This window comes from Cryobacterium sp. TMT2-4, from assembly GCF_004402575.1.
GTDB classification, from domain to species: domain Bacteria; phylum Actinomycetota; class Actinomycetes; order Actinomycetales; family Microbacteriaceae; genus Cryobacterium; species Cryobacterium sandaracinum.
Genome location: NZ_SOGE01000030.1, coordinates 1 through 22392, shown reverse-complemented (window position 1 = coordinate 22392; position 22392 = coordinate 1). Strand labels below are relative to the sequence as shown.

18 protein-coding genes and 2 pseudogenes are annotated in these 22392 nt (G+C 65.5%); 11 read left to right on the top strand and 9 right to left on the bottom strand.

What is annotated here, in order from left to right; translation table 11 throughout:
- Positions 1-109: 109 nt before the first annotated feature.
- Positions 110-271, bottom strand: coding sequence for a hypothetical protein (locus E3O54_RS16330; protein ID WP_158250278.1), 162 nt, complete (start codon positions 269-271; stop codon positions 110-112).
- A gap of 555 nt (positions 272-826) precedes the next feature.
- Between E3O54_RS16330 and E3O54_RS09225 the strand changes: the two genes are divergently transcribed.
- The gene (locus tag E3O54_RS09225; RefSeq protein ID WP_134401454.1) at positions 827-1333 is read left to right on the top strand and encodes a hypothetical protein; all 507 of its coding nucleotides are present in this window, start codon (positions 827-829) and stop codon (positions 1331-1333) included.
- Positions 1334-1365: 32 nt separating this feature from the next.
- Here E3O54_RS09225 and E3O54_RS09220 read toward each other — a convergent pair whose 3' ends face one another.
- A complete protein-coding gene (locus tag E3O54_RS09220) occupies positions 1366-1863 on the bottom strand; it encodes an SRPBCC domain-containing protein (RefSeq protein WP_134342397.1) in 498 nt (165 codons plus the stop codon).
- Between the two features lie 201 nt (positions 1864-2064).
- Positions 2065-3090 carry an aldo/keto reductase gene (locus E3O54_RS09215; protein WP_104101524.1) on the bottom strand — a complete coding sequence of 342 codons (1026 nt, stop codon included), beginning with the start codon at positions 3088-3090 and terminating at the stop codon, positions 2065-2067.
- 105 nt (positions 3091-3195) lie between these two features.
- Here E3O54_RS09215 and E3O54_RS17350 point away from each other — a divergent pair.
- The 5 genes and pseudogenes from E3O54_RS17350 to E3O54_RS09190 form a co-directional block, all read left to right on the top strand.
- Positions 3196-3344 (top strand): annotated as a pseudogene (locus E3O54_RS17350) (IS1380 family transposase); the annotation flags it as partial.
- A 929-nt stretch (positions 3345-4273) separates the two neighbouring features.
- A complete protein-coding gene (locus tag E3O54_RS09205; RefSeq protein WP_241976834.1) occupies positions 4274-5458 on the top strand; it encodes a sugar ABC transporter substrate-binding protein in 1185 nt (394 codons plus the stop codon).
- Positions 5455-6414 carry a carbohydrate ABC transporter permease gene (locus E3O54_RS09200; protein WP_233191439.1) on the top strand — a complete coding sequence of 320 codons (960 nt, stop codon included), beginning with the start codon at positions 5455-5457 and terminating at the stop codon, positions 6412-6414. Before E3O54_RS09205 ends, E3O54_RS09200 begins: the two co-directional genes overlap by 4 nt.
- Before the next feature lie 10 nt (positions 6415-6424).
- Positions 6425-7321, top strand: coding sequence for a carbohydrate ABC transporter permease (locus tag E3O54_RS09195; RefSeq protein WP_241972976.1), 897 nt, complete (start codon positions 6425-6427; stop codon positions 7319-7321).
- Between the two features lie 95 nt (positions 7322-7416).
- Positions 7417-7668, top strand: a complete 252-nt coding sequence (locus E3O54_RS09190; RefSeq protein WP_104101531.1) for a hypothetical protein — start codon at positions 7417-7419, stop codon at positions 7666-7668.
- Positions 7669-7857: 189 nt separating this feature from the next.
- On the opposite strand, the gene E3O54_RS09185 is transcribed toward E3O54_RS09190, so the two are convergent.
- Positions 7858-9225, bottom strand: a complete 1368-nt coding sequence (locus tag E3O54_RS09185; protein ID WP_104101534.1) for an NAD-dependent succinate-semialdehyde dehydrogenase — start codon at positions 9223-9225, stop codon at positions 7858-7860.
- A gap of 258 nt (positions 9226-9483) precedes the next feature.
- Here E3O54_RS09185 and E3O54_RS16920 point away from each other — a divergent pair.
- The 3 genes and pseudogenes from E3O54_RS16920 to E3O54_RS09160 all read left to right on the top strand — a co-directional run.
- A pseudogene (locus E3O54_RS16920) lies at positions 9484-10433 on the top strand (IS1380 family transposase); the annotation flags it as partial.
- 67 nt (positions 10434-10500) lie between these two features.
- Positions 10501-10851, top strand: coding sequence for a hypothetical protein (locus E3O54_RS16915; protein WP_241976832.1), 351 nt, complete (start codon positions 10501-10503; stop codon positions 10849-10851).
- Positions 10852-11045: 194 nt separating this feature from the next.
- Complete coding sequence (locus tag E3O54_RS09160) at positions 11046-11831, top strand: sulfite exporter TauE/SafE family protein (RefSeq protein WP_134342404.1); 786 nt, start codon at positions 11046-11048, stop codon at positions 11829-11831.
- Positions 11832-12020: 189 nt separating this feature from the next.
- Here the strand turns inward: E3O54_RS09160 and E3O54_RS09155 are convergent, their stop codons facing one another.
- Both E3O54_RS09155 and E3O54_RS09150 read right to left on the bottom strand, forming a co-directional pair.
- Entirely contained in the window at positions 12021-13394 is a 1374-nt protein-coding gene (locus E3O54_RS09155; RefSeq protein ID WP_134401452.1) for an NAD-dependent succinate-semialdehyde dehydrogenase, read from the bottom strand.
- A gap of 273 nt (positions 13395-13667) precedes the next feature.
- Positions 13668-16691: an aminotransferase gene (locus E3O54_RS09150; protein ID WP_198411464.1), complete on the bottom strand. Its 3024-nt coding sequence runs from the start codon at positions 16689-16691 to the stop codon at positions 13668-13670.
- Positions 16692-16863: 172 nt separating this feature from the next.
- Between E3O54_RS09150 and E3O54_RS09145 the strand changes: the two genes are divergently transcribed.
- Together E3O54_RS09145 and E3O54_RS09140 are read left to right on the top strand one after the other, a co-directional pair.
- Positions 16864-17751: a Cof-type HAD-IIB family hydrolase gene (locus tag E3O54_RS09145; protein WP_370247652.1), complete on the top strand. Its 888-nt coding sequence runs from the start codon at positions 16864-16866 to the stop codon at positions 17749-17751.
- Positions 17752-18026: 275 nt separating this feature from the next.
- On the top strand, positions 18027-19910 hold the full coding sequence (locus E3O54_RS09140; RefSeq protein ID WP_134401449.1) for an FAD-binding monooxygenase: 1884 nt from the start codon (positions 18027-18029) through the stop codon (positions 19908-19910).
- Between the two features lie 100 nt (positions 19911-20010).
- On the opposite strand, the gene arfB is transcribed toward E3O54_RS09140, so the two are convergent.
- From arfB to E3O54_RS16675, 3 genes are all read right to left on the bottom strand, one after another.
- Positions 20011-20433 (bottom strand): alternative ribosome rescue aminoacyl-tRNA hydrolase ArfB, encoded by a 423-nt coding sequence (gene arfB / locus E3O54_RS09135; RefSeq protein ID WP_134401448.1) that lies wholly within the window; start codon positions 20431-20433, stop codon positions 20011-20013.
- Between the two features lie 130 nt (positions 20434-20563).
- Complete coding sequence (locus E3O54_RS09130) at positions 20564-22156, bottom strand: HNH endonuclease signature motif containing protein (protein WP_166805237.1); 1593 nt, start codon at positions 22154-22156, stop codon at positions 20564-20566.
- A 20-nt stretch (positions 22157-22176) separates the two neighbouring features.
- Positions 22177-22392, bottom strand: a 216-nt coding sequence (locus E3O54_RS16675) for a hypothetical protein (protein WP_206750345.1), incomplete at its 5' end; no start/stop codon positions are given.

Below are 22392 nucleotides of genomic sequence, written 5' to 3'. Positions count from 1 at the left end.
CCACCTGCTCGTCGCCCCCTCGGGGCTGGCCAGACGCCTGCCGATGCCGATGCCGATGCCGATCGAGCGTCGGTCACCGAGGCCCCGTTCTTCGCCTCGAGCAACCACCTCACGACGCACGAGCCAAACCCGCGGCGAGCGGGGTCGGCGGCTTGCCGGTGAGGCACGCGAGGTCACCGGTGGTCTCACCGAGCAGGCCGTCACGGATATCGGTGTCGAGCCCCACAACAAAGCCCACCAGGCCCGCGTCGAGTCCGAATCCCGTCAGCATGTCCGCGTGCGCGGCCGGGGTGAGGTTGCGGAAGGTGACGTCGCTCCCGATGAGGGTGCCGATGGTCGCCGCCAGCTCGTCGAAGTCTCAGGCGTGGTCGCCCGGGAGCCCGAGGTCTGACCGGCCAGTACGTCGTCCAGCAAGGCATCCGCATATTCGGGGCGGCTGGCCATGTGCTCGGGAGCCAGCAACCGGGCGGAGGTCGTGGCCTTGGGGCACTCGTGTCGACACGGAGTTGGGCCACGCGCTCGCCATGCGACTCCTGCCGTTCTTGACTGGATCGCCGGCAACGCCGTGTAACACGTGCACGCGAAATCGCGGATCCCGAGTCAGAACGGCGCAGGCTCGTCGCGGTCCGCCTGCCGTACGGTCTTCTCCGGGGGGGCAACTTCTCCGCCCGACGCATGCCCGAGAACGCGACCGCGACCGAGAACGCGACCGCGACCGCCCAACGATGCTGGCGCGGCGTGGTTGCTGATGCAGGGTCATACGCAGCTCGCCCGACTATGCTGACCGCGGCGGCAGCGAGTTGCCAATGCGGAAACGGCGGTGGCGGTGAAGCCTTCGGGGTTCGACCTGGATGCCCGGTTGCGGCGCTACCCGTGGGTGTCGCGGGCCATGAACGCGGAGGCCGTCTACGGCACTGTGCTGACCGCGGGTCTCATTTCCGCGTTCTCCCTGTACAACCCCGGCCTGCCGGCCCTCATCGCCCGTACCGTGGGAACCGTCCTGGTGTTCTGGGGCGCGCATGTGTACGCCGAGATCGTCGGCAATCGGGACCTGAGCTGGCGGGAGGCGGTCCGTGAGGCGCTGCAACGCTCAGCCGGGCTGTTATGGGCGCTCATCGTGCCGGTAGCCTGCCTGATCCTCGCCGCACTCCTCGGGTGGTCGATAGATGCGGCCGTAGACCTTTCACTGTGGGCTGCTGTGGTCACCCTCGCGGTGCTGGGTTGGTGGGCTGCCCGGCAACGGCAGGCCGGTTCACGCGCGAAGCTCGCCACCGCGGCGGGAACGGCGGGCATGGGCTTGGCACTGATCGCACTCAAGGCGCTCGTGCACTGAGCGAGGCGCGACCGCCGGCGACGGCGCTCCGGTCAGGCGCTGTCGTCTTCAGCGAGAAGCCTGTCGATCTGCCCCATGGCCTGGCGCATACCCTCTTCCATACCCAGCTCGGAAATCTGTTGCATTTGCTCGAGGCTCGCAAACGTCGACACCGTGGTCATGCGGGTACGACCGTCGGCCTCCTCCAGAGTCACCACGGCCCGCACCGAGCCCATCTCGAGAATCGGGTCACCGTTCTCGTCGGCGAAGCCGTCCTCGAATTCCAACCGGCGCGGCGGCTGGATCAGCGTGGTCACCCACCAGCCGGGCCCCTTCTCGCCGTCCGGGCCGGTCATGTAGTAGTTCGACCGGCCGCCGGGCACGAAGTCGTGCCGCTCGAAGGTGGCCGGCCAGGTCGGCGGGCCCCACCAGCGCTCGAGCTGACGCGGGTCCTCCCAGAGCTGCCACACCCGCTCCGGGCTCGCGTCGAAATCGGCCACGAAGGTGAGCGTCAGCGCCTCGGTGTCGGTGTTCGAACTGATGACGGTCATGATTTCTCCTTCGGGGTTTTCGCTTTCTGGTCTCAGAACAGGATGTCGCTTATGTCTTCCGCGGTGAATACCCCGTGGGTATGAAAACAGGGACAGATCGACGGCACGGAGGGCACCTGGCCGTTCGAGAAGTGCACCGGTATGCCGTCGGGTGCGATGGGCAAGGTCGTGGCGGCGACCGGTCCGGCTCGAGCACCGGGCCTAAAAACCGACCACGCGCAAGCGCTGCGCGACCGCCGCCTCACCGTAGGGATAGTCGGAAACGACCGGTGAACTGAGTGCGCCTAACAGTTCCAGGTGCTCTGGGCTCAGTTGCACGTCGGCCGCGGACAGGTTTTCCGCGAGCTGCTTCACACTCCGCGCCCCGAGGATGACCGAGGTCACCGCCGGTTGCACCTCAAGCCAGGCAAGGGACACCTGCGCGCTCGTGGCACCGATCTCGGCTGCAACCTCAGCGACGGCGTCGATGATACGCCAGGTGCGTTCCTGCTTGTTGCGCGGACCCCAGGCTTCCATCCCGCGCGCGGGATCCTCACCGAGGCGCGTTGCTCCGGTGGGGTCCGTGTCGCGCCGGTACTTACCCGACAACCAGCCTCCGCCGAGGGGCGACCAAGGGAGAAGCCCCAGGCCCGCGTCGAGTGCGGCCGGCACGATCTCCGATTCGATTTCGCGCACGAGGAGGCTGTACTGCGGTTGCAGGGTGACCGGCGGCGTGAAACCGAGCGCCCGCGCCACGTACACGGCCTTCGTCAGCTGCCAACCCAGAAAGTTGGAGAAGCCGTAGTAGCCGATTTTCCCGCTCCGGATGGCGTCGTCGAGAAAGCGCAGGGTCTCCTCCAGCGGCGTCAACGCGTCCCAGGCGTGCAGTTGATATAGGTCGACGTGATCCGTGCCCAGCCGGCGCAGCGAATCGTCAAGTGCCCGGTTCAGATGCCGGCGGCTGGTTCCCCGATCGTTGGGGCCGGTGCCCATCGGAAACCTGCCCTTGGTCGCGAGAACGATCTGCTCACGCTCGGTCGGGTGCGAAGCCAGCCAGGACCCGATCATTTCCTCCGAGACCCCGGAGCTGTAGACATCCGCGGTGTCGACGAAGTTGCCGCCTGCCTCTACATATGTGTCCAGAAGTGTGTGTGCCATCTCCTGATCGGCCTCCGCGCCGAAAGTCATGGTGCCGAGGGCGTAGGTCGAAACGACCGCGCCGCTGTTGCCGAGTGAGCGATATTCCATGTGCGATTCCTGTTCTTTTTCGAGGCGGAGTGCCCGAGACCCTGCCATCAGTCTCACACGCTCGACTACGTCGATACCGCCCGTCCGTTGACCTGAGGGCCACCCCGGGCGACCCTGTTCGACACCCATCGATTCCATGCCTTCTTCACCACCAGCACCGTCGACACCGTCGCCGCCGACACAACCCACCGCACTCACGCCACGATAGCGCTCGTGAATGCCGACCTTAGAGCAGTTCCTTGGCGCACCTGCCCGAGCACTGGCCCTCGGAGAAACCCAGGACGGCCCTGTTCGACCAGAACTTTCGACCGCGACAACCCGACCCCACCTGACCAAGCAGCGGACACCGGCATCAACAGGAACACCAGCGGAACACCCCGGGCCGCGAGACCCGGACCGCATCCGCGCCTGAAACTCTCAAAGCCCCCCACAAAACCGATATCAGAATTCCCTCACAAGCCAGCCGGTGGACTCCGGCTAAGCAGCCGTGCTCGTCGGCCGTGCGGCGCGAGTCCTCACGGTCGAGCCAGTCTCCCAAAAGCTGTCTCTCGGTCGCGGTGAGCACGGTTGTGTCGGCTAAAGACGCTCGAAGCCGCACAGCAGCAGTGACCGCAGCGGACCCGACTGTCGGTCCGGCGTCGTTCAGGACAGATGCGAGTACCGCTTCACGAGTGCGATGGGATACCTGGAAGCTCGGAAACGTCGAGAATCCCGGCTTTGGCTGCGCGGTGGAGAGGACCGGCGAGAGTGGTTGCTGCCGCCACAGAAGCGGGAGTGGTTTGACCTGGCCGCGATCCGCTATACAGCGGGTGGCTGCACACCGGCCGCGCGGCTGACGGCACGCGTGGCCACTCCATCACGCCCGACGTTGACAAGGAGGGTCGTCGCGGCAGCGATGGGCCGAGCGCGGGTCTTGCGCCCGGTGTGAGTCAATTCCTTTTGCCCATTCCGACGGTGACAGACGGCAGTTGGCGGCAGCCAGGGTCGTGATAATGTGCCAGTGGCATCAGTGTACGTAACTACTGAAATCTGAATCTCCCAGACCCAGCTGAAGGATCCCTGCATGGATTTTAGCAGACGTCATTTCTTGATCGGCTCCGGAGCGGTGTCATTACCCCTGCTCCTGTCAGGATGCGGTTTCGCGCCGCAGCAGTCAACCTCTACGGCCACGGGGTCAAAAACGTTGACATTCACTACGTGGGGCACAGACGCGGAGCTCGCAAGTTTCGCTCGCGCCATCGCGTCGTTCGAGGAGGCAAACGCGGGAACGAAGATCGAGCTGAACTCGGTTCCCTACGGACAGATGTTCACCAACATTGATGCCCAGCTGCAGGCGGGGAATCCGCCGGACATCTTCCGCGTGCCGTATTACACGTTTGGCAGTTACGCCGGTCGGGACCAGCTTTTGGACTTGAGCCCGTACCTGGAATCCGGATTTTCCGATCGCTTCACCGACGCGGCCTGGGCGGCCGTGCAGGGTAACGATAAGCCGTTCGGGGTGCCTCACCACACCGATACCTCAGTGATCCTGTACAACAAAGCCATTCTGGAACTGGCCGGGATCACGTCGGTTCCCACCTCTCTCGACAGCGCCTGGACGTGGGACGAGCTGTCCGAGGTCGCCGCGACCCTGCGTGCCGCCCAACCCGCAGAGGCCTACCCCATGGCCTACAACTGGCAGGGTAATGGCGTCACCCGCTGGCTTAGCCTGCTCTTCCAGGCGGACGGCCGGTTCCTGGACACGAACCTCACCGACCCTGCGATCGACTCGGCCGCAGGGTTGGCTGCCCTGGAATTCTCGTCAAGCTTTTTCACGAAGAACTTCGTCCCGCCGAACAACACCATCAAGTCGGCCACGTTCGCGAGCGACACCTGGTATTCGCAGACCTCGGCGATGGTTTGGTCCGGTGCGTTCGCTATCCCGGATGCCACGAACACACTCGACTTCGAGTGGGGCGCGACCTTCGCGCCACGTGGCAAGCGCGGTGGGGGCGACTTCGGGGGGAATGCGCTCGTCGCCACTGCGGGCACCGCCAACCCGGAGCTCGCCGCAGCCTTCCTTGACTTCGTCACGGGCGGCACGCAAATGCGCGACTTCTGCGAGACCGCCTCACTCCTGCCGACCCGGAAGGATCTCAGCGAATCGGGCATCGCTTTCGATGTACGTCCCGAGCTCGCCCCCATCTTCCTCAGCCAGGCTTCAACGGTGCGCGCCAAGGACTCAAGCCAGGTGGCGTCCCCCGACATGTCGAGAATCATCACCGTACTCCAGGACAACCTGGAATCGGCCTTCGCCGGTTCGACAAGTACCGCAGACACTCTGAAATCAATCGCAGAAGGGATCGCCCAAACCACGGGCAATTCGTGACAAAAGTCGCCGTCGAGCAGGACCGGGTCGCGGGCACCGTCGCGCCGTCGCTTACGCTTCCAAGGCGCCCGGGGCGTCGTAATGGTAAAACCGTGCGCGAGGCACTCGCGGGGTGGCTGTTTCTGACCCCGAACATGCTGCTGCTTTGCCTATTCGTGCTCGTCCCGCTCGTGTGGACCGTGGTGATCAGCTTTCAGGAGACCAACGGGTTCGGGGTCGGTGAATACGTCGGTGTCGCCAATTATGAGCGCCTTCTTGGCGATCCGCTCTTTTGGAGATCCACGGCGAACACCCTGCTGTTCACAATCATCGTGACGCCTCTGTCGATGGTCCTTGGCCTCGGCGCAGCCGTGCTATTCAACTCGATCCTTCCCGCCCGAGGCGTGTTCCGTTCCATTCTCATCATCCCGATGGCTATCTCGGGCGTCGCCACCGCACTGATCGGTGTACTCGTTTTCAACGAGAACAACGGCATCCTCGACAATTTGATCCGATTTATCGGACTTCCGAGCGTTAACTGGCAGTCCGGTGGATTCGCCGCGTTCGTGTCTGTTGTTCTCGTGACGTTGTGGTGGAGGGTCGGATTCAACATGCTCATCTACCTGGCGGGCCTTCAGAGCATCGGCCCCGAACTCTATGAAGCGGCCGAACTGGATGGGGCGGGTTTCTGGGTCCGATTCCGGAATGTGACAGTGCCCCTGCTTGGCCCGTCGTCATTCTTTCTGCTCATTCTGAACGTCATCTATTCCTTCCAAGTCTTCGACATCGTGTTCGTGATGACCGGCGGCGGCCCACAGAATGCCACATCCGTGCTTGTCACCTACGCCTATGACACGGGTTTCGTGACTCGCGACCAGGGTTACGCCGCCGCTATCGGTGTCGTGCTTCTTCTCGTAACCTTTATCTTCACTGCGGTACGGTGGCGAACCAGCCGCAGCCGGGACCTGGTCGAATAAGGACACAATCGTGACAACATCCACCCTCTCGCCAGCGCCGGCGACCCGCAGGCAGAAGACGACAAGATTAGGGGCGCCGCGCTCGCGCAGAGGCTCGCGACGGGGGCTCGTCGCCCGCATCGTTGCGGCGATCCTCATCAGCATCGTTGTGCTGTTCCCGCTGTACTGGATGCTTGTAGTCGCGTTCTCATCGCGGTCCGAGCTGCTGGGTGGCACACTGCGTCTCTGGCCGCGCACCCTGACAGTCGGAAACTTTGAGCGCGTCCTCGCAGGGTTCCCGATTGCCACATGGTTTAGCAATTCCATGGCGATCTCGATCACGGTGGCAGTTCTCACGGTGCTCGTCAACCTGTTAGGCGGGTATGCCCTGTCGCAGCTCAAGTTCCGCGGTTCGAACGTCGTTTTTCTCATCGCCCTGACAACGTTGATGATCCCCGTGCAGGTGATTATGGTGCCGCTGTTTCGGCTCGTAACGAACCTCGGGCTTTACGGCAGCTACTGGGCGGTCATCCTGCCCACGGCCGCGAGCGCTTTCGGGTTGTTCCTCGCACGCCAATTCATTCTCTCCATCCCGCGCGACCTGATCGAGGCGGCGCTCATCGACGGGGCTAGCCACTTTAGAGTGTTCACGAGTATAGTTTTGCCGCTCTCAAAGCCGCTGATCGCTGTGCTGTTCTTCATGACGCTGCTGCAGTCCTGGAATGATTTCGCCTGGCCACTTATCGCCCTCAAGCAGAACGAACTCTTCACCCTGCCGATCGGCCTGCTCTACTTGCAGGGCCAATTCGGGTCGGATTTCGGTGCAACGATGGCGTTCGCCCTTATCAACGTGGTGCCCATGGTGGTGCTGTTTCTGGTGTTCCAGCGCTTCTTCGTGCAGGGATTCGCGCGCAGCGGCATCAAATAGGTGTGGCTTGTGAATTCGTCAAGTATCCGACCCGATGTGGCCGGGCTGGGACCGGGTCGAGGCGGCGATCCGCCCGACGTTGCGCGCATCGATGAATGCTGTTCGTGGCCGACCACGATGACGTCAGCGCTTCGGGTCCGGCTGCGGCATCCGCACGTGTCGAGCCGACCATTGTTTTTGAGTCGAGCACGCTGGGTAAGCAAGCGTGGCCGCGGCATCCGCGGGCCAGCACCAACCTGGCTGATCACCGTTCCGCGCTCGAACTGGTGGGCGCTGGTCTGCTCAACCCGGAGAACCGGTGGCAACCTGTGAAGATCCACAACAAGGCGACGGAGGTGGACGCATGATCGTGTTGCTCTCGCTGTTCGTCAACGATGGTCGAGCGAAAGTCGAACTCGCGGTCGCCCACGGAAAACGCGGGTTCGGCGGTCGCTAGGCGCTGCGTGAACGCCAGGACGACCACGAGGCGGCACGAGCAGTTTTCGCGTGCCGCAGACTCGGCGACTGAACGGCGTTCGCCTGGGTCTGCGATGGGTCTAGCCGATACGAATGAGTTTCTTGTTCACGAATTCGCTGGCACCGTAGCGTCCGAGTTCGCGACCGAAGCCGCTTCTTTTCACTCCGCCGAACGGTAGCTCCGCGCTGCCGGCGTTGACGAGGTTGACGTAGACCATGCCGGCCTCGATGCGGTCGGCAACCCGCAGTGCCTGCTCGGGATCGGTCGTAAACAGGTAGGAGCCGAGCCCGAACGGAGTGTCGTTCGCGAGGGCGATGGCTTCATCTTCTGAGCCTGCCCGGTAGACGAACGCTACGGGGCCGAAGAACTCCTCGTGGTATGTGTCGTTGTCTCGCGTGACATCGGTGAGCACGCCAGACGGGTAGAAGTTACCAGACCGTTTGCCAGTGCCCGCCAAGGTCGCTCCCTGTGCGACTGCACGCTCGACCTGCTCCGCGAGATGTTCGGCCGCGTCGAGGGACGAGAGGGGTCCGTAGTCTGCCCCGGGGACGGTCGGGTCGCTGGGAGAGCAAGCCAGGATGGCGGCGGTGAACTTCTCCGTGAACTCATCGTAAAGTTCATCGATCACGATAAATCGCTTGGCGGCGTCGCAGGCCTGCCCGCCATTGCGGAGGCGACCGGCAACGGCGGCATCCACTGCGGCGGCCATGTCGTCGGTGCTCAGCAGAATGAACGGGTCTGATCCGCCCAGCTCCAGCACGACCTTCTTGAGGTGACGACCGGCCACCTCGGCAACGGCCGCGCCGGCGCCCTCCGAACCGGTGAGGGAGACGCCCTGCACCCGCGGGTCGGCGATGATCGTGGCGACCTGCTCGCTGTCCGCGTACACATTGGTATAGGCACCAGCCGGAAAGCCTGCGTCGTGAAAGATTTGCTCAATCGCCGCGGACGACTCCGGGCACTGCGACGCATGCTTGAGGATGATCGTGTTGCCTGTCATGAGGTTCGGTGCGGCGAAGCGCGCAACCTGGTAGTACGGGAAATTCCACGGCATGACACCGATCAGCACACCGAGCGATTTGGAACGCATGAACGCGGAACCCTCGCCGCTCAGCAGGGTGATTGGTTCGTCCTTCAGAAATTCCTGCGCGTTGTCGGCGTAGTACCGGTAGATGTCGGCGGCGTAGTCGACCTCGCCGAGCGCTTGATCGACGGGCTTGCCCATCTCGCGCACGATCATGGCCGCCAGCTTGTCACGGCGCTCCTCATGCAAATCGCCGACCCTGCGCAGGAGTGTGGCCCGCTCGTTGGTTGAAGAGCTGCGTGACCAGCCGCGGTGGGCCTCATCCGCCGATGCGATAACCTGCTCGATTTCATCAGCAGAAAGCTGGGCGTAAGTTTTGATGGTTTCGCCTGTGGCGGGGTTGACAACGGCATGGTGGCTCACGAGCCACCTCCTTTCACGGTCGGACTATGTTCCGGAAATTGGCACTGATACGAGCCAACCATGTTCGCGGGATTTGTCAAGGCGAATGAGGCCAGCGGAAGTTGCGGCGGCTCGTTTCGTCTCGGTGTGGTCTTCTTAGCCTGAATCCACGGGTCGACGTGGGATTTTGACGGCGCGATATACCAAGAATACCCAGCTGATCAGGTAGATAGAACTTGTCTAGAGTTTGAATTTACCAAACAGATGAGCATCTTGTAGATGCAAGCTACCCACACCGACCGCACCGTTTCTGCATCATTTACCGACCCGAATCTTGTGTCGTGCGCTGAGTTGGTCCCGATCATGAAATTGGCCGCCAGAGCGGGGCTGGCGACCCTGGCCGATCAGTGGCTGACCGTCCCCGCCGACAAGGGTGCCAACGCCGGCTTGAAAGTCACCTCACTGGTCGGAGGGATGGTCGCCGGCGCAGACTCGATCGACGACCTCGCGATTCTTCATCACGGCGGCATGCGGAAGGTCTTCACCAACTGATACGCGCCGTCGACGTCGGGGTCGTTCCTGCGCGAGTTCGCGTTCGGTCACGTCCGGCAGCTCGACGCCGTCGCCTCACGCTTCATGCGGGGCCTCGCGCCCGAAACCCCACTGCTCGTGCACGACACCGACGGCTACATCTTCCTCGACATTGACGACACCATCATCGAAGTCCACGGGTACCAGAAGGAAGGCTCCGGCTACAGGTACTCCGGCGTGCGCGGCCTCAACGTGTTGCTCGACGCGCTGAAAACTGACGTGTCAGTGCCGATCATCATCAGCGCCGATCATCATCGGTCAACGGCTCCGCCGCGGTGCGTGCTAGTCACAGCGCGGCGCCGCCCGTTTGATCCGTGATGCCCTCGCCACTACCAAACGGCTCCACGGAGCCGAAAAAACGCGCGCGCTCCTCCGCGCCGACTCTGCCTGCTACGGTCACGCCTCAATCAGTGCGGCCCTCACAGCCGGTGCCGACGTCTCCGTCACCGCCCGCGTGAACCCCGCCATCAAACGAGCGATCGGAACGATCCCCGACAACGCCTGGACAGCGATTGCGTACACCAACGCGATCTATGACAACAGCACGAAAACGTGGATCGCGTAGCACCGAAGTCGCCGAGGTCCCGTTCACCGCGTTCACGTCCCGCAAGAAGGCTGAGAACATCACCGGACGCCTGGCTGCCTCGTGTTCGCGGGGCGTGACACGGCCGGCAAGGGCGGCACTACCAACGCACCACCGCGCAGGTGAGCCCCCGGGTCTTCCGAGTCGCGGCACTTGCCGTTCCCACTGAACGCGAGAAGTCCCAGCTGTACATCCAGCGTTACCTGGAGCATTTCCCCGCAGCCGGCGAGCTGGTCCTCTTCGACCGCAGCTGGAACAACCATGTGGGCGTGGAGCGGGTGATTGGTTTCTGCACTCCGGATCAGACCGAGCACTTCCTGCGGATGACGCCGCTGGGCGCTTTGGTATGTCGCGCATACCGACGACAAGAAGAGGGTTCGCCTCGACATCATCAGCCACCTCCTCAGCCTGGTGCCGTACGTGCCGTTCCCTGGGCTCGACGTCAGGCTCCCCCAGCGCCAGAAGCGCGGTGACTACCGGGGGCCGAAGCTGACGGTTCGACAGATTCCGACCCCGTTCATAGTCACGTCGCGATGCCCGTCGCGATGGGGAGCCGGTGATGCAAGCCACAACCGCAGCATCCACTGCCCCGGTGCCGGCCATCGCCTGAACCAGCTTTCCTGAACTAGCCTTGACCTGCACGGTCCAACGGCGGGTGGGGGTAGATGTGACATTGCTTGAAGGTGCGATCATCCTGATCGCCGGGCTGGCCGCGGGAGTCATCAACGTGGTCGCCGGCGCCGGAACACTCATCACCTTCCCCGTTCTCCTGGCGTTGGGCGTGCCGCCGATCACGGCGAACGTGTCCAATACCGTGGGTCTGATCCCTGCGTCCATTGCCGGCGCCCACGGCTACCGACGCGAGTTGCGGTCGCAGTGGCGCCCCGTAGCTGTGATGGCGATCTTCTCCGCCGTGGGCGGCATCGTCGGCGGTCTGCTCCTGCTCGCCCTGCCCGCACAGGCGTTCGCCGGCGTCGTGCCCTTCCTGCTGCTGCTGGCCGCGGTGCTCTCGGCGATCCAGCCTCGGGTGGCCGGCTTCGTGCGACGTAAGGCGCCGGCGGCACCCGCCGGCACACTGCTGACCAAAACGGATACGCGTCCCCTCACCCTCGGGCTCATTCTCGGGGTGCTCGCGACGGGCGTGTACGGCGGGTATTTCGGTGCCGCCCAGGGGGTCGTGCTGCTCGCACTGCTGGGCATACTCTGGTCCACCGACATACACCGGGCCAACGGGACCAAGAACGTGCTCGCCGGAGTCGCGAACATCGTTTCGGCGATCATCTTCATCTCCAGCGGGACCGTGGACTGGAGAATCGCTCTCCTCATCGGCATCGGCTCCGCGGCGGGCGGCTGGCTGGGTGCCCGTATCGGCCGCACGCTCTCCGCGCCGGTACTGCGCACCATCCTGGTCGTGGTCGCGGTGACCGCCGCAGTGGTGCTCTTCCTGAGCTAGGGGGCGGAGCCGCCCGGGCCCGGCGCCGAACCAATTCGACGGAGATTTTGAGGCAGCGCGCAGTCTTGGGCAGATTTGGAGCCGTTTCGGCCCAAATCTCCGTCGAATTCGTCAGGGAGACCGGATGCCGCAGTCTGGCGCGGGTGGGTGGCGCGCCACCGTCTGAGACGGGCGGCGCGCCACCGCGTGTCACCTGAGGATGCGAATGAGCTTCTTGTTGGCAAACTCCGCGATGCCGAAGCGTCCCAGTTCACGGCCGAAGCCAGATCTCTTCACTCCACCGAAGGGCAGCTCTGCTCCGTCGAGGAGCGAGCCGTTGATGAAGACCATCCCGGCGTCGATCTGGTCCGCCACCCGCAGGGCCTGTTCCGGGTCGGTGGTGAAGAGATACGAACCCAGGCCGTACGGGACGTCGTTGGCCACCTGCACAGCCTCGGCCTCGTTCGCCACGCGATAGACGGCGGCGACCGGGCCGAAGAACTCTTCCCGGTAAGCGTCACTCTGAGGGGACACGTCGGTCAGGACCGTCGGCGAGAAGAAGGCGCCCATGCGGTTTCCCCGCGCGGTGACGGTTGCGCCCTGGGCTTCGGCGCGCTGGAGCTGTTCCTCGAGGCCCTCGGCGGCACCGAGGGAGGACAGCGGGCCGAGCGTGGTGTCCGGCGACGTGGGGTCTCCGGGAACGTTGCCGGTGATCTTTGCTGTGAAGCTCGCCAGGAAGGCGTCGTACAGGCCGTCGATCACGATGAAGCGCTTGGCCGCGTTGCAGGACTGGCCGGAGTTGTCGAGGCGAGCGTCGACGGCGGCGTCGACCGCTTCGTCCATATTGTCCGTGCTGAGCAGGATGAACGGGTCGGATCCGCCCAGTTCGAGCACGACCTTCTTGAGGTTGCGGCCGGCGACCTCCGCGACCGCCGCACCCGCGCCTTCAGAACCGGTCAGCGACACACCGCAGACACGGGGGTCCGGAATGATGATGTCGGAGATCTGAGCACTGGAGGCGTAGACGTTGCGGTATGCGCCGTCGGGGAAACCGGCATCCGTGAAGATCGCCTCGATCGCGGCAGCGGACTCGGGGCACTGCGAGGCGTGCTTGAGCAGGATTGTGTTGCCGAGAACCAGGTTCGGACCGGCGAAGCGGGCGACCTGATAGTAGGGGAAGTTCCACGGCATGATCCCGACGAGCACTCCGAGGGAGGCGCTCCGAATGAACGCCGCGCCTTCACCACCGAGCAGCTCGATCGGTTCGTCGGCGAGGAAGGCCTCGCCGTGGGTCGCGTAGTACGAGTAGATGTCGGCCGCGAAGTCGACCTCGCCGAGGGCCTGCGCGACGGGCTTGCCCATCTCGCGCACGATGAGCTCGGCCAGATGCTCACGCCGCTCGGTGTGCAGGTGCGCGACACGCTGCATCAGGGCCGCGCGCTCGGCGACAGACGTGCGGCGAGAGAACTCACTGTGCGCACGGTCTGCGGCTCCGATGGCCTCGGTCACCTCAGCATCGGTTGCCAGAGTAAAACTCGGTCCGCTGTCCCCGGTGGCGGGGTTCGTGACTGTGTACTTGTTCATATTTTCTCCCCAAGCTTGCTTCGTTGACGCCGATCAAGACGGGACCGCTGCTGCCGGAGCCGGTCGCGCCCGTGTCGTTACAGTCTGCCGCTGTCAGGGGTTTTGGCCAGCCATTTTGGTGAACTTTTTCGGCCTTCCGGGTCTGTCACCGGATTCCGTTCAACTGTCAGGCGGCACAACCCGTCGGCGTTCCAGTCGAGGCCGCGAGCGCAGAGCGCCGCGACCTCGGCGCGGGGGTGCTCGGCGCGGGGGTGGTCAAGCACGTCGTGCACGCTACCAGCCGCCCTGCAGCACCTCGTCGAGCCGGTCGACGAAGAAGTCCGCGCTCTCCCGACTCAAGCACAGGGGCGGCTTGATCTTCAGCACGTTCTGCCTCTCCGAGGTGGGCTGCACGATCACGCCGAGCTCCAGCATCCGTTCGCAGATGGCGGCGGTCTCGCTGACCGCCGGCTCCAGGGTGTCCCGGTCGCGCACGAGTTCCACCCCCATGTACAGGCCCAGGCCGTGCACCATCCCGATCAACGGATGCCGTTCCGCGAGTTCTGCAAGCCGGCCTGCCAGGTGCCGGCCGACAGCATCCGCATTCTGCTGGAGGGATTCGTCCCGGATGACGTCGAGCACGGCCAGCCCCGCGACGCAGCTGACCGGACTGCCGCCGGCCGAGGAGAAGAAGTTGCCCTCCCTGGCCAGGGATTCGGCGATGTCCCGGCGGGTGAGCACCGCGCCGAGCGGGTATCCGTTGCCCATCGCCTTGGCCACCGTGAGGATGTCGGGCACGACGCCCTGCTGCTGCACGCCCCAGAAGTGGCTGCCCAGCCGGCCGTAGCCGACCTGCACCTCGTCGGCGATGCACAGCCCGCCGCGTGCACGGACCTGCTCGTAGACACGGGCGAGGTATCCCGCCGGGGGCACGACGCCGCCGGCATTGCCCAGCACGGGCTCGCAGATGAACGCGGCCAGGTCAGCCCCCGGGCCGTCCGGATCGGCCAACAGCCGGGCCAGGTCGGCCGCGTACTCCCCTGCCGCCCCGGCACCGCGATGCGTCCCGCGATAGGAGTTCGGAACATCCGCGATGTGCACCCAGTCGGGCCGGGAGGCCAAGGAGAAAGGGTTGTCGTAGGCCGAGGTCGACACCGCGTCGGAGGCCGACGTCCAGCCGTGGTAGCCCTCTCGTAAGGCGACGACGTTGCTGCGACCGGTGTGGATCCGGGCCAGGCGCAGGGCCAGGTCCACGGCCTCGCTGCCGCTGTTGACCAGAAGCACGGTGTCGAGGATGGGATCCGGTGATGTCGCCACGATGTGTTCGCAGAGGTCGGCCAACGCCGAGTAGAGGAACCGGGAGTTCGTGTTGAGCAACGCCAGCTGATCGCTCACGGCACGGGTGAACCGGGGGTGGCTGTGCCCGATCACGGCGACGTTGTTGACCATGTCAACGTAGGAGCGCCCGTGAGTGTCGATCAGCAGTTCCTGCCAGCCGCGTTCGATCTGCGGCGGCCGTTCGTAGTACTTCTCCTGCGCCGCGGCCATCATGGCACCGCGACGGGCCAGTTCGATCGCCGGGTCGACGACGGATGCCTGCGGCGCCAGCCCAAGCAGCCGCGCCGGGTCCGGTGCGAGGGTTGCCCACGCGGCGGCCCGAGAGGGCTGGGTGAAGTGCGGGACCGGCAGACCCGGGCGAGCGAGCTCCTGTACGGTCACCCGAGCAACCGGGCTCGCGACGCCCACGGGCTCCCCTGCGGCGATCGCGGCCCCCGGCACGAGGTTCGACACGATGCCGCCGATGCGCAGCCCGAAACCGGCCAGCGTCAGAACCAGAGTGTCGCCTCCGATCTCGGTGACCGAGGCAGCCGCGGGCGCGACGATCACCGAACCGGCAGGCAGGAAGACCTCGGTGAACAGCGCGAACGTGTCGGGTTCCCGGCGCGAGTGCGGCGGGGTTCGGGTGAGCCGGAACTGGCCGTAGGGGGCGACGGCGGCGCTGCGTCGGGCGAGGGCGGCCTGCGCGAGCCGCCACTCGGCATCCGTTGTCTGCCAGAGGCCGTCGGTCAGGGCCGGGCTGGTCACGGTGAAATCGAGCATTTCGTAGTCGCCGTCGGCGAGCGCGGGGATCATCGGCACGGTCGTCTGTTCGGGCACGGTCGTGTGTTCGGGCACGGTCGTGTGTTCGGCACCAGTGTGCGGCCGCCGACCGAGCGCCTGCCGGATGGCCGCGTCCGCTTCCTCCCAGCCGATCGCGCTGGCTGCGGCGAAGACCTGCCACTCGGCGTCCATCCGGTGCCTCGCGTAGTCGTTGTCCGCGTCGATCTGCACCTGCTGCTCGCCGCTGGCCACCAGCACCGCCCCGCGGAGCACGATCAGCGGCCAGAGCGCGGTGATCTCGGCCTCGGTCAGGGGAACGACCTCGTCGAAGGCGACGATCGCCTCGAGGGCCGCCAGCGGATTGTCCGGCATGTGGTGCAGAACGGATGCCGCCGTGACCGCCAGCTCCGCGACCAGCCACCCGGTGGCCAGATCGCCGAAGTCGATGACCCCCTCGGGCACGTGGTGGCCGTTCGGCAGCACCCGGCAGATCACGTTGTCGTCGGTGATGTCCCCGTGGATGGTCTGCAGCCGCAGCACGGACGCCACAGCCGCCAGACGTGCGGCGGCGCTGTCGGCGATGGCACGGAGCTGATCCCTGGTCTCTTCCGCCGGCACCCAGCGCATCAGCAGGTCGATCACGGTCTTCGCGTTGCGCAGGTCCCACTGCAGCGTGCGGTCGAGGCCGTCCGCCGCGAAGTCACGCAGGTGCAGCGACGTGGTGCCCGAGAGCCGGCCGAGCGCCCGGACCACCGGCGGGGCCAGATAGCCCCGCGCCTCGAGCGACGGGCCCTCGAGGAAGGTGAGTAGCCGCACCGGGAGGAGGGCGGCATCCGTTGCGTGCCAGTGCTGGCGGCTGAGGCCGTTCAGCCCCCGCACGGGCTGCGGCACGCGCATGCCGTGCTCGGTTAGGAACACCATCACCGCGTCCTGCGCGGCCAGCTCGGCGGCTGAGAAGGCCGGGTTGTCGACCTTGAGCACGTAGCGCTGCGTCGCTCCCCCCGCAGAGTCACCGGCGGAGTCACCCGCGGAGTCACCGGTGGCGGCACCGGTGGCGGCACCGGTGGCGGTGATCAAAAAGTTGCGGTCCTGCTGGCTGCCGAGCTCGCGGGCCGTGCCGGTGATCCCGAAGAGCGAGGACGCCATCGATTCGGCGTCGGCCGCGGTGACATCCGGGCGCACGAGCCCTTGGCCGCTGAAGAAATCAAAACCAGGCACGTCGACGCTCCTCGCAGATAGTGCAATGAATCCTGCCAGTTTGGCACCAGGGCCGCTCGTTCTGTGCGCCCAACGCTCAGTTCGCGCGCAACTCGGAGCCCGGCGGGCAGAGATGACATCATCGAGAGAGACAGCGTCGTCGTCACAGACCAAGGGACGCGAGCGAACACTCGTGGATTCCGGGAACGAACAACGACCGAAAGCCGCCGCAGTGAACCACTTAGCAGAGCCCTCCGACATCCGACTCATCGTTTCAGACATGGATGGCACTCTTCTCGACGACGACGGCAACGTGCCCGACGCGTTCTGGCCGCTCCTCGACGACCTCCATCGGGCCGGGATCCTGTTCGTGCCGGCCAGCGGACGCCAGTATCAGACACTGCACGGCATCTTCGGCGAGCACGACGGACTCATCTACATCGCGGAAAACGGAAGCAACGTGGTGCAGGACGGCATCAGCATCGACGTCGAACCCGTCTTGTCCGAGATCATCGCCCCCATCGTGGACTGGGTGCGCGGCACCGCCGCCACGGGTGCCGACCTGGGGCTCGTCGTCTGCGGCGCCCGGAGCGCCTACATCGAGCGCAGCGACGAGCGCTTCGTCGACCAGGTTCGCCGGTACTACGCAGCGGTCGAGGTCGTAGCGGATGTGCATGCGGCCGCCCTCGACGATGTCATCTTGAAACTGGCGATCTACGACCCTGCCCGCGCCGAACAGCGAAGCGGACCGGCCTTGCGCGGCCTGGGGCTGCCCGCGGAGGTCGTGGTCTCGGGCGAGAACTGGGTCGATGTGATGCGCCAGGGAGCGAACAAGGGTCGAGCGTTGGAACGGCTCCAGCAGCAGCTCGGCATCAGCCGGGCCCAGACGATGGCGTTCGGCGACTACCTCAACGACGCCGAGATGCTCGATGCCGCCGGGCACTCCTATGCCATGGCCAACGGCCACCCGAGCATCCTGGCGCGCGCCGCGAACATCGCGCCGTCGAGCTCGGAGGCCGGCGTGGTCAGCAGTATCCTCGCCGCCCTACCGCACCTGCAAAGTGCGCACGTGACCGCCTGATCGCCCGGTAGCTCCCTGCCGCGCCTCCGTCCCGAACGAATTCGACGGAGATTTTGCCCATAGCGGGCCCGAACACGACGGAATGGCTGTTTTCGACGAGAATCTCCGTCGAATTGGTTCGCCGCCTCTCATCTAGTCCTGGCCAGCCGGATGATATATGATCCGAGAAGCGATAATAGAACTTTGTGTTCGATTATCGAACACGTCAGGACATGCACGCTACGACAGTGACGTCCGATTCACCCACGCAGAGCCCACAAAGAAGTGAGGAAGCCGTGCAGTTTCACCACCACGGATACGTGTCCACCGATCCCCGCATCCAGGATGCCGCCGGGGTCGGCCTCAATCGCCCGGGCGAGCTCCCCGAGAACGTCGACGTTCTCATCGTCGGAACAGGCCCAGCCGGCATGATCACCGCCGCGCAGCTCTCCCAGTTCCCCGGCATCACGACCCGCATCGTCGAGCGCCGCGGTGAGCGCCTCGCAATCGGGCAAGCCGACGGCATCCAGGCCCGCAGCGTCGAGACCTTCCATGCGTTCGGTTTCGCGGAACGCATCATCGCCGAGGCCTACCGCATCACCGAAATGGCCTTCTGGACACCGGACCCCGCCGACGTGACCCGCATCATCCGTTCGGCCCGTGCCGTGGACGACCCCACCGGCATCAGCGAATTCCCGCACCTGATCGTCAACCAGGCGCGTGTTCTCGACTACTTCGCCGAGGTGATGGCGCACTCCCCCACGCGAATGGAGCCGGATTTCGGCTTCGATTTCCGCAGCCTGGAGAACACCGACGAGGGCGAGTATCCCGTCACGGTGACGCTCGTGCACACCACCGGGGAGAAGCAGGGCCAGGAACGCGTCGTGCACGCCAAGTACGTGGTGGGCGCCGACGGTGCCCGCAGCGCTGTGCGCGACTCGATCGGCTGTACGCTCGCCGGCGACCAGGCATTCCACGCCTGGGGCGTTATGGACGTGCTCGCGGTCACCGACTTCCCGGACATCCGCATGAAGTGCGCGATCCAGTCCGAATCCGGCGGCAACATCCTGCTCATCCCGCGCGAGGGCGGATACCTATTCCGCATGTATGTGGATCTCGGCGAGGTGGCCGCTGACGACAACGGGGCAGTGCGCACGACGACGATCGAGGAGATCATCGCGAAGGCCAACGGCATCCTCCACCCGTATACCCTCGACGTGAAGAATGTCGCCTGGCACAGCGTGTACGAGGTCGCCCATCGTCTCACCGATCGGTTCGACGACCTCCTCCCCCACGAGATCGGCACACGCACCCCGCGGGTGTTCATCACCGGGGACGCCTGCCACACGCATAGCGCCAAGGCCGGCCAGGGCATGAACGTGTCGATGCAGGACGGCTTCAACCTGGCCTGGAAACTCGGCTACGTGATCGAAGGCCGCAGCCCCGAATCCCTGCTCGGTACCTACTCTGCCGAGCGCCAGGTCATCGCAAAGAACCTGATCGATTTCGACAAGACCTGGTCGACCCTGATGGCGACGAAGTCGGAGGACCTGGAAGTTCCACTGGAGGAGTTCTATACGAAGACGGCCGAGTTCCCGTCGGGTTTCATGACGGAATACCCGCCGTCGATGCTGACCGGCGAGGCAACACACCAGCACCTCGCCACGGGATTCCCGCTCGGCAAGCGCTTTAAGTCCGCCCCGGTGGTGCGCGTCGGCGACGCCAACCCCGTGCAGCTCGGACACCACCACCGCGCCGATGGCCGGTGGCGCCTGTACGCGTTCGCGGATGCCGCTGTGTCCGGCGATGCCTCGGCGCTGACCGAGTGGGCCGAGTGGATCCGCACCTCACTCGAGTCGCCGCTGCTCGCTTACACCCCCACCGAGAGCGACATCGACAGTGTCTTCGACGTCAAGGTGGTCTACCAGCAAGAGCACACCGGGGTGGACATCGGCCGGGTTCCGGGCGTTTTCCTGCCGAAAAGAGGACCCTTTGAGCTGATCGACTACGAAAAGCTCTATGCAACCGACCCGGCGCACGACATCTTCGAGCTGCGCGGGATCGACCGCGGCGGTGCCGTCGTGGTGGTGCGCCCGGACATGTATGTGGCTAACGTGCTGCCGCTGACCGCGACCGCTGAGCTCGCGGCGTTCTTCCGACAGATGTTGCTGGTGCGGTAGCCGCTCCTGCGTTAGCCGCTCCTGCGGACACCTCAGGCCGCGAGAGCGGGTGACTCGTCGCTTTGTGCTGCGCTGTTCGACGATTCACCCGCTCTCGCAGCTAGTCGGCGGACGGCCTCTGCCGCTGCTTCTTGGTGGCCGACCGCTGTTGCTTCGCGGCGAGGTGCCTTCGGCCCGAACCACGAGTGGGTTTGGTCGGCCGGCGGATGGGCGCATCGGGAGCCAGGCCCGTGGCCACGATGTCGGCGAGCTTCGCCAGAGCGAGCTCGCGGTTGCGCAGCTGGGAGCGCCGCTCGGACGCGGTCACGGTGATCGCCCCGTCGACGAGGCGTTTGGCGAGGCGGGCGAGCAGGCGCATCCGCTGGTCGTCGGAAAGCTTCTCCGACTCGGCAACGCTCCAGATGAGCTCGACGCGGCTGTCGGAGGTGTTCACGTGCTGGCCGCCCGGCCCTGACGACCGCGAGAACCGCCAGCCGAGTTCGCGCTCGGGAATAATCAGCGCGGGCGACACCTCCAGATCCATGTGACCAGCGTGACACGATCTTGGGGTTGGTGTCGGCTGGAGTGCTCCGGTGGCCAAGCAACACCGCGATCGCGCCTGTCGAACTGTGGGGGCACTGTGCGCCCGGGTGGTGGCGGACGAAGCCACGTTCCTAGGAGGCGGTGGTGACCCGATTTCGGGAACGCACGGTGACGCTGGTCGAGCCCGCCGAGACCGGTGAGCGGCTGGCCGGGTTCCCTCCCCCAGGCCGCCAGGTGCGGGTGGGGTCGTAGCAGTAGGGTGCCCGGACTTCGGGTTTGCCCCGGATCATGCGGATGTTCCAGCCGGAGGTGTCGATGCTGTGGTGGTGGTACCAGCAGAGCAGGACCCCGTTGGTGATCTCGGTTTTTCCGCCGCGGTACCAGGGGGTGACGTGGTGTACTTCGCACCAGGCGGCGGGCACGGTGCACCCCGGAATGATGCAGCCGCCGTCGCGGGCGCTGATGGCGCGGCGTTGGGCCCGGTTGAAGAAACGATTCTCGGTGCTGAGGCTGAGGACCTCGTTGTGCGGCCCGAACCGGATCTCCTGAAATCCGCCGGCGCAGAGCGCCTGCTTCACACTTGTCAGCGAGATCGGCGCTTCGACGCCGTCGATCCAACCCACCCCATGGTCGGCGGTAAGGTCGGCCTGGTTGACGTGGATCATGACGGTGGGGGCGGCGCCGCCCATGGTCGGGGTCCCCGGGTCACGGGTGGCGGTTTCGAACACACCACGGAGGATGTCGGCGCGTTTCTGACCACCGTTACGGTCGTCGCTGAGGGCCGCGGCCTCCGCCCCCGGGATCAGCTGCCCGGCCGCCATGCGCGCCTGTTCTTCTTCGGTCGGAAACTTGGGCGCCGCGTGGGCGGAGAGATACGTGTCGAAGATGGCGTTCATGATGCCGCGGAGCTCCGGCGTGACTCCGCCGCGGAGCGGGTAGAGACCGTCGCGGAAGAGCCCGAAGCCGACGGTGCTGCGGGCCTCGGCGACGGGCTCGTTGGGGGCGGTGCCGTCGGGATCGAGGCGGGCCTGCCACTGGCTGGCCATGCCCCGCACCAGGTCCGCAGGAAACGCGAACCCCTCCCCGGGCAGGCCGCGGGTGTCGTCGGTGACGGCGCCGGTGGCACTGGCCACCAGGGCACGTTCGGCAGTGCCGAGCTCGTCGGGCGCGACCCGGGCCGCAACCTGGTCGAGGGCGGTGACGATGTTCTCGGCCGCGTCCACGCCGAGGTCCCCGGCGGTGAGGGAATCGGCCACGGCCGGGTAGTAGGGCGGCAACATGCTGGTGCCCGCCCGGCGCGGCGTGACGTTCTCGCCCAGGCGCACCCGCCGGTTCGCCTCACGCGACGAGACGCGGGTCAGGCGGGTGATCAGGTCGATGCCGCTGCTGGCCCCGTTCTTATACGCCAGGGACTCATGGCCCAGGATGCGGCGGGACCGCACCGAAATGTCAGCGGCGGAGGCGACCCTGGCCGCATCGACCCGACGGCCGAGGTCTTCGACCGTGCCCAGCACCATCATCGCGTCCGCCTCGCCCAGGAGCGAGAAAGACACCGAGTCGAGCACGGCCGCGGCCAGATCACGGGCCTGCTGCAGCTGCTGCACGAGGGGTGATTGTGCACGGGGTGACTGTGCACGGGGTGCCTGCGCGAGGGGTGCCTGCGCGAGGGAAGGCACCGCCTGCGGTGAGGCGGTGGGGTGGTGCGGAGTGGGGGCTCCAGCCATACCGTAATAGTAGATGTGTACTAATGATAAGTCAAGAGGTTCTGCACGAGTATAGAAAATAATTCGGTCGGCGCGGTGCCGTGGTTGGCCGACCACGCGCATCCGTCGGTGCGCCCCTCAGGCACCGCGGGCTCCCTAACGAATTTGACGGAGATTTTGGCTCCCCTGCTGTATCCGTGGGTGTTTCGGAGCGCCTTAACGGCCGCACGCCGCTTCCTGTCTAGGTTTCTGACTGT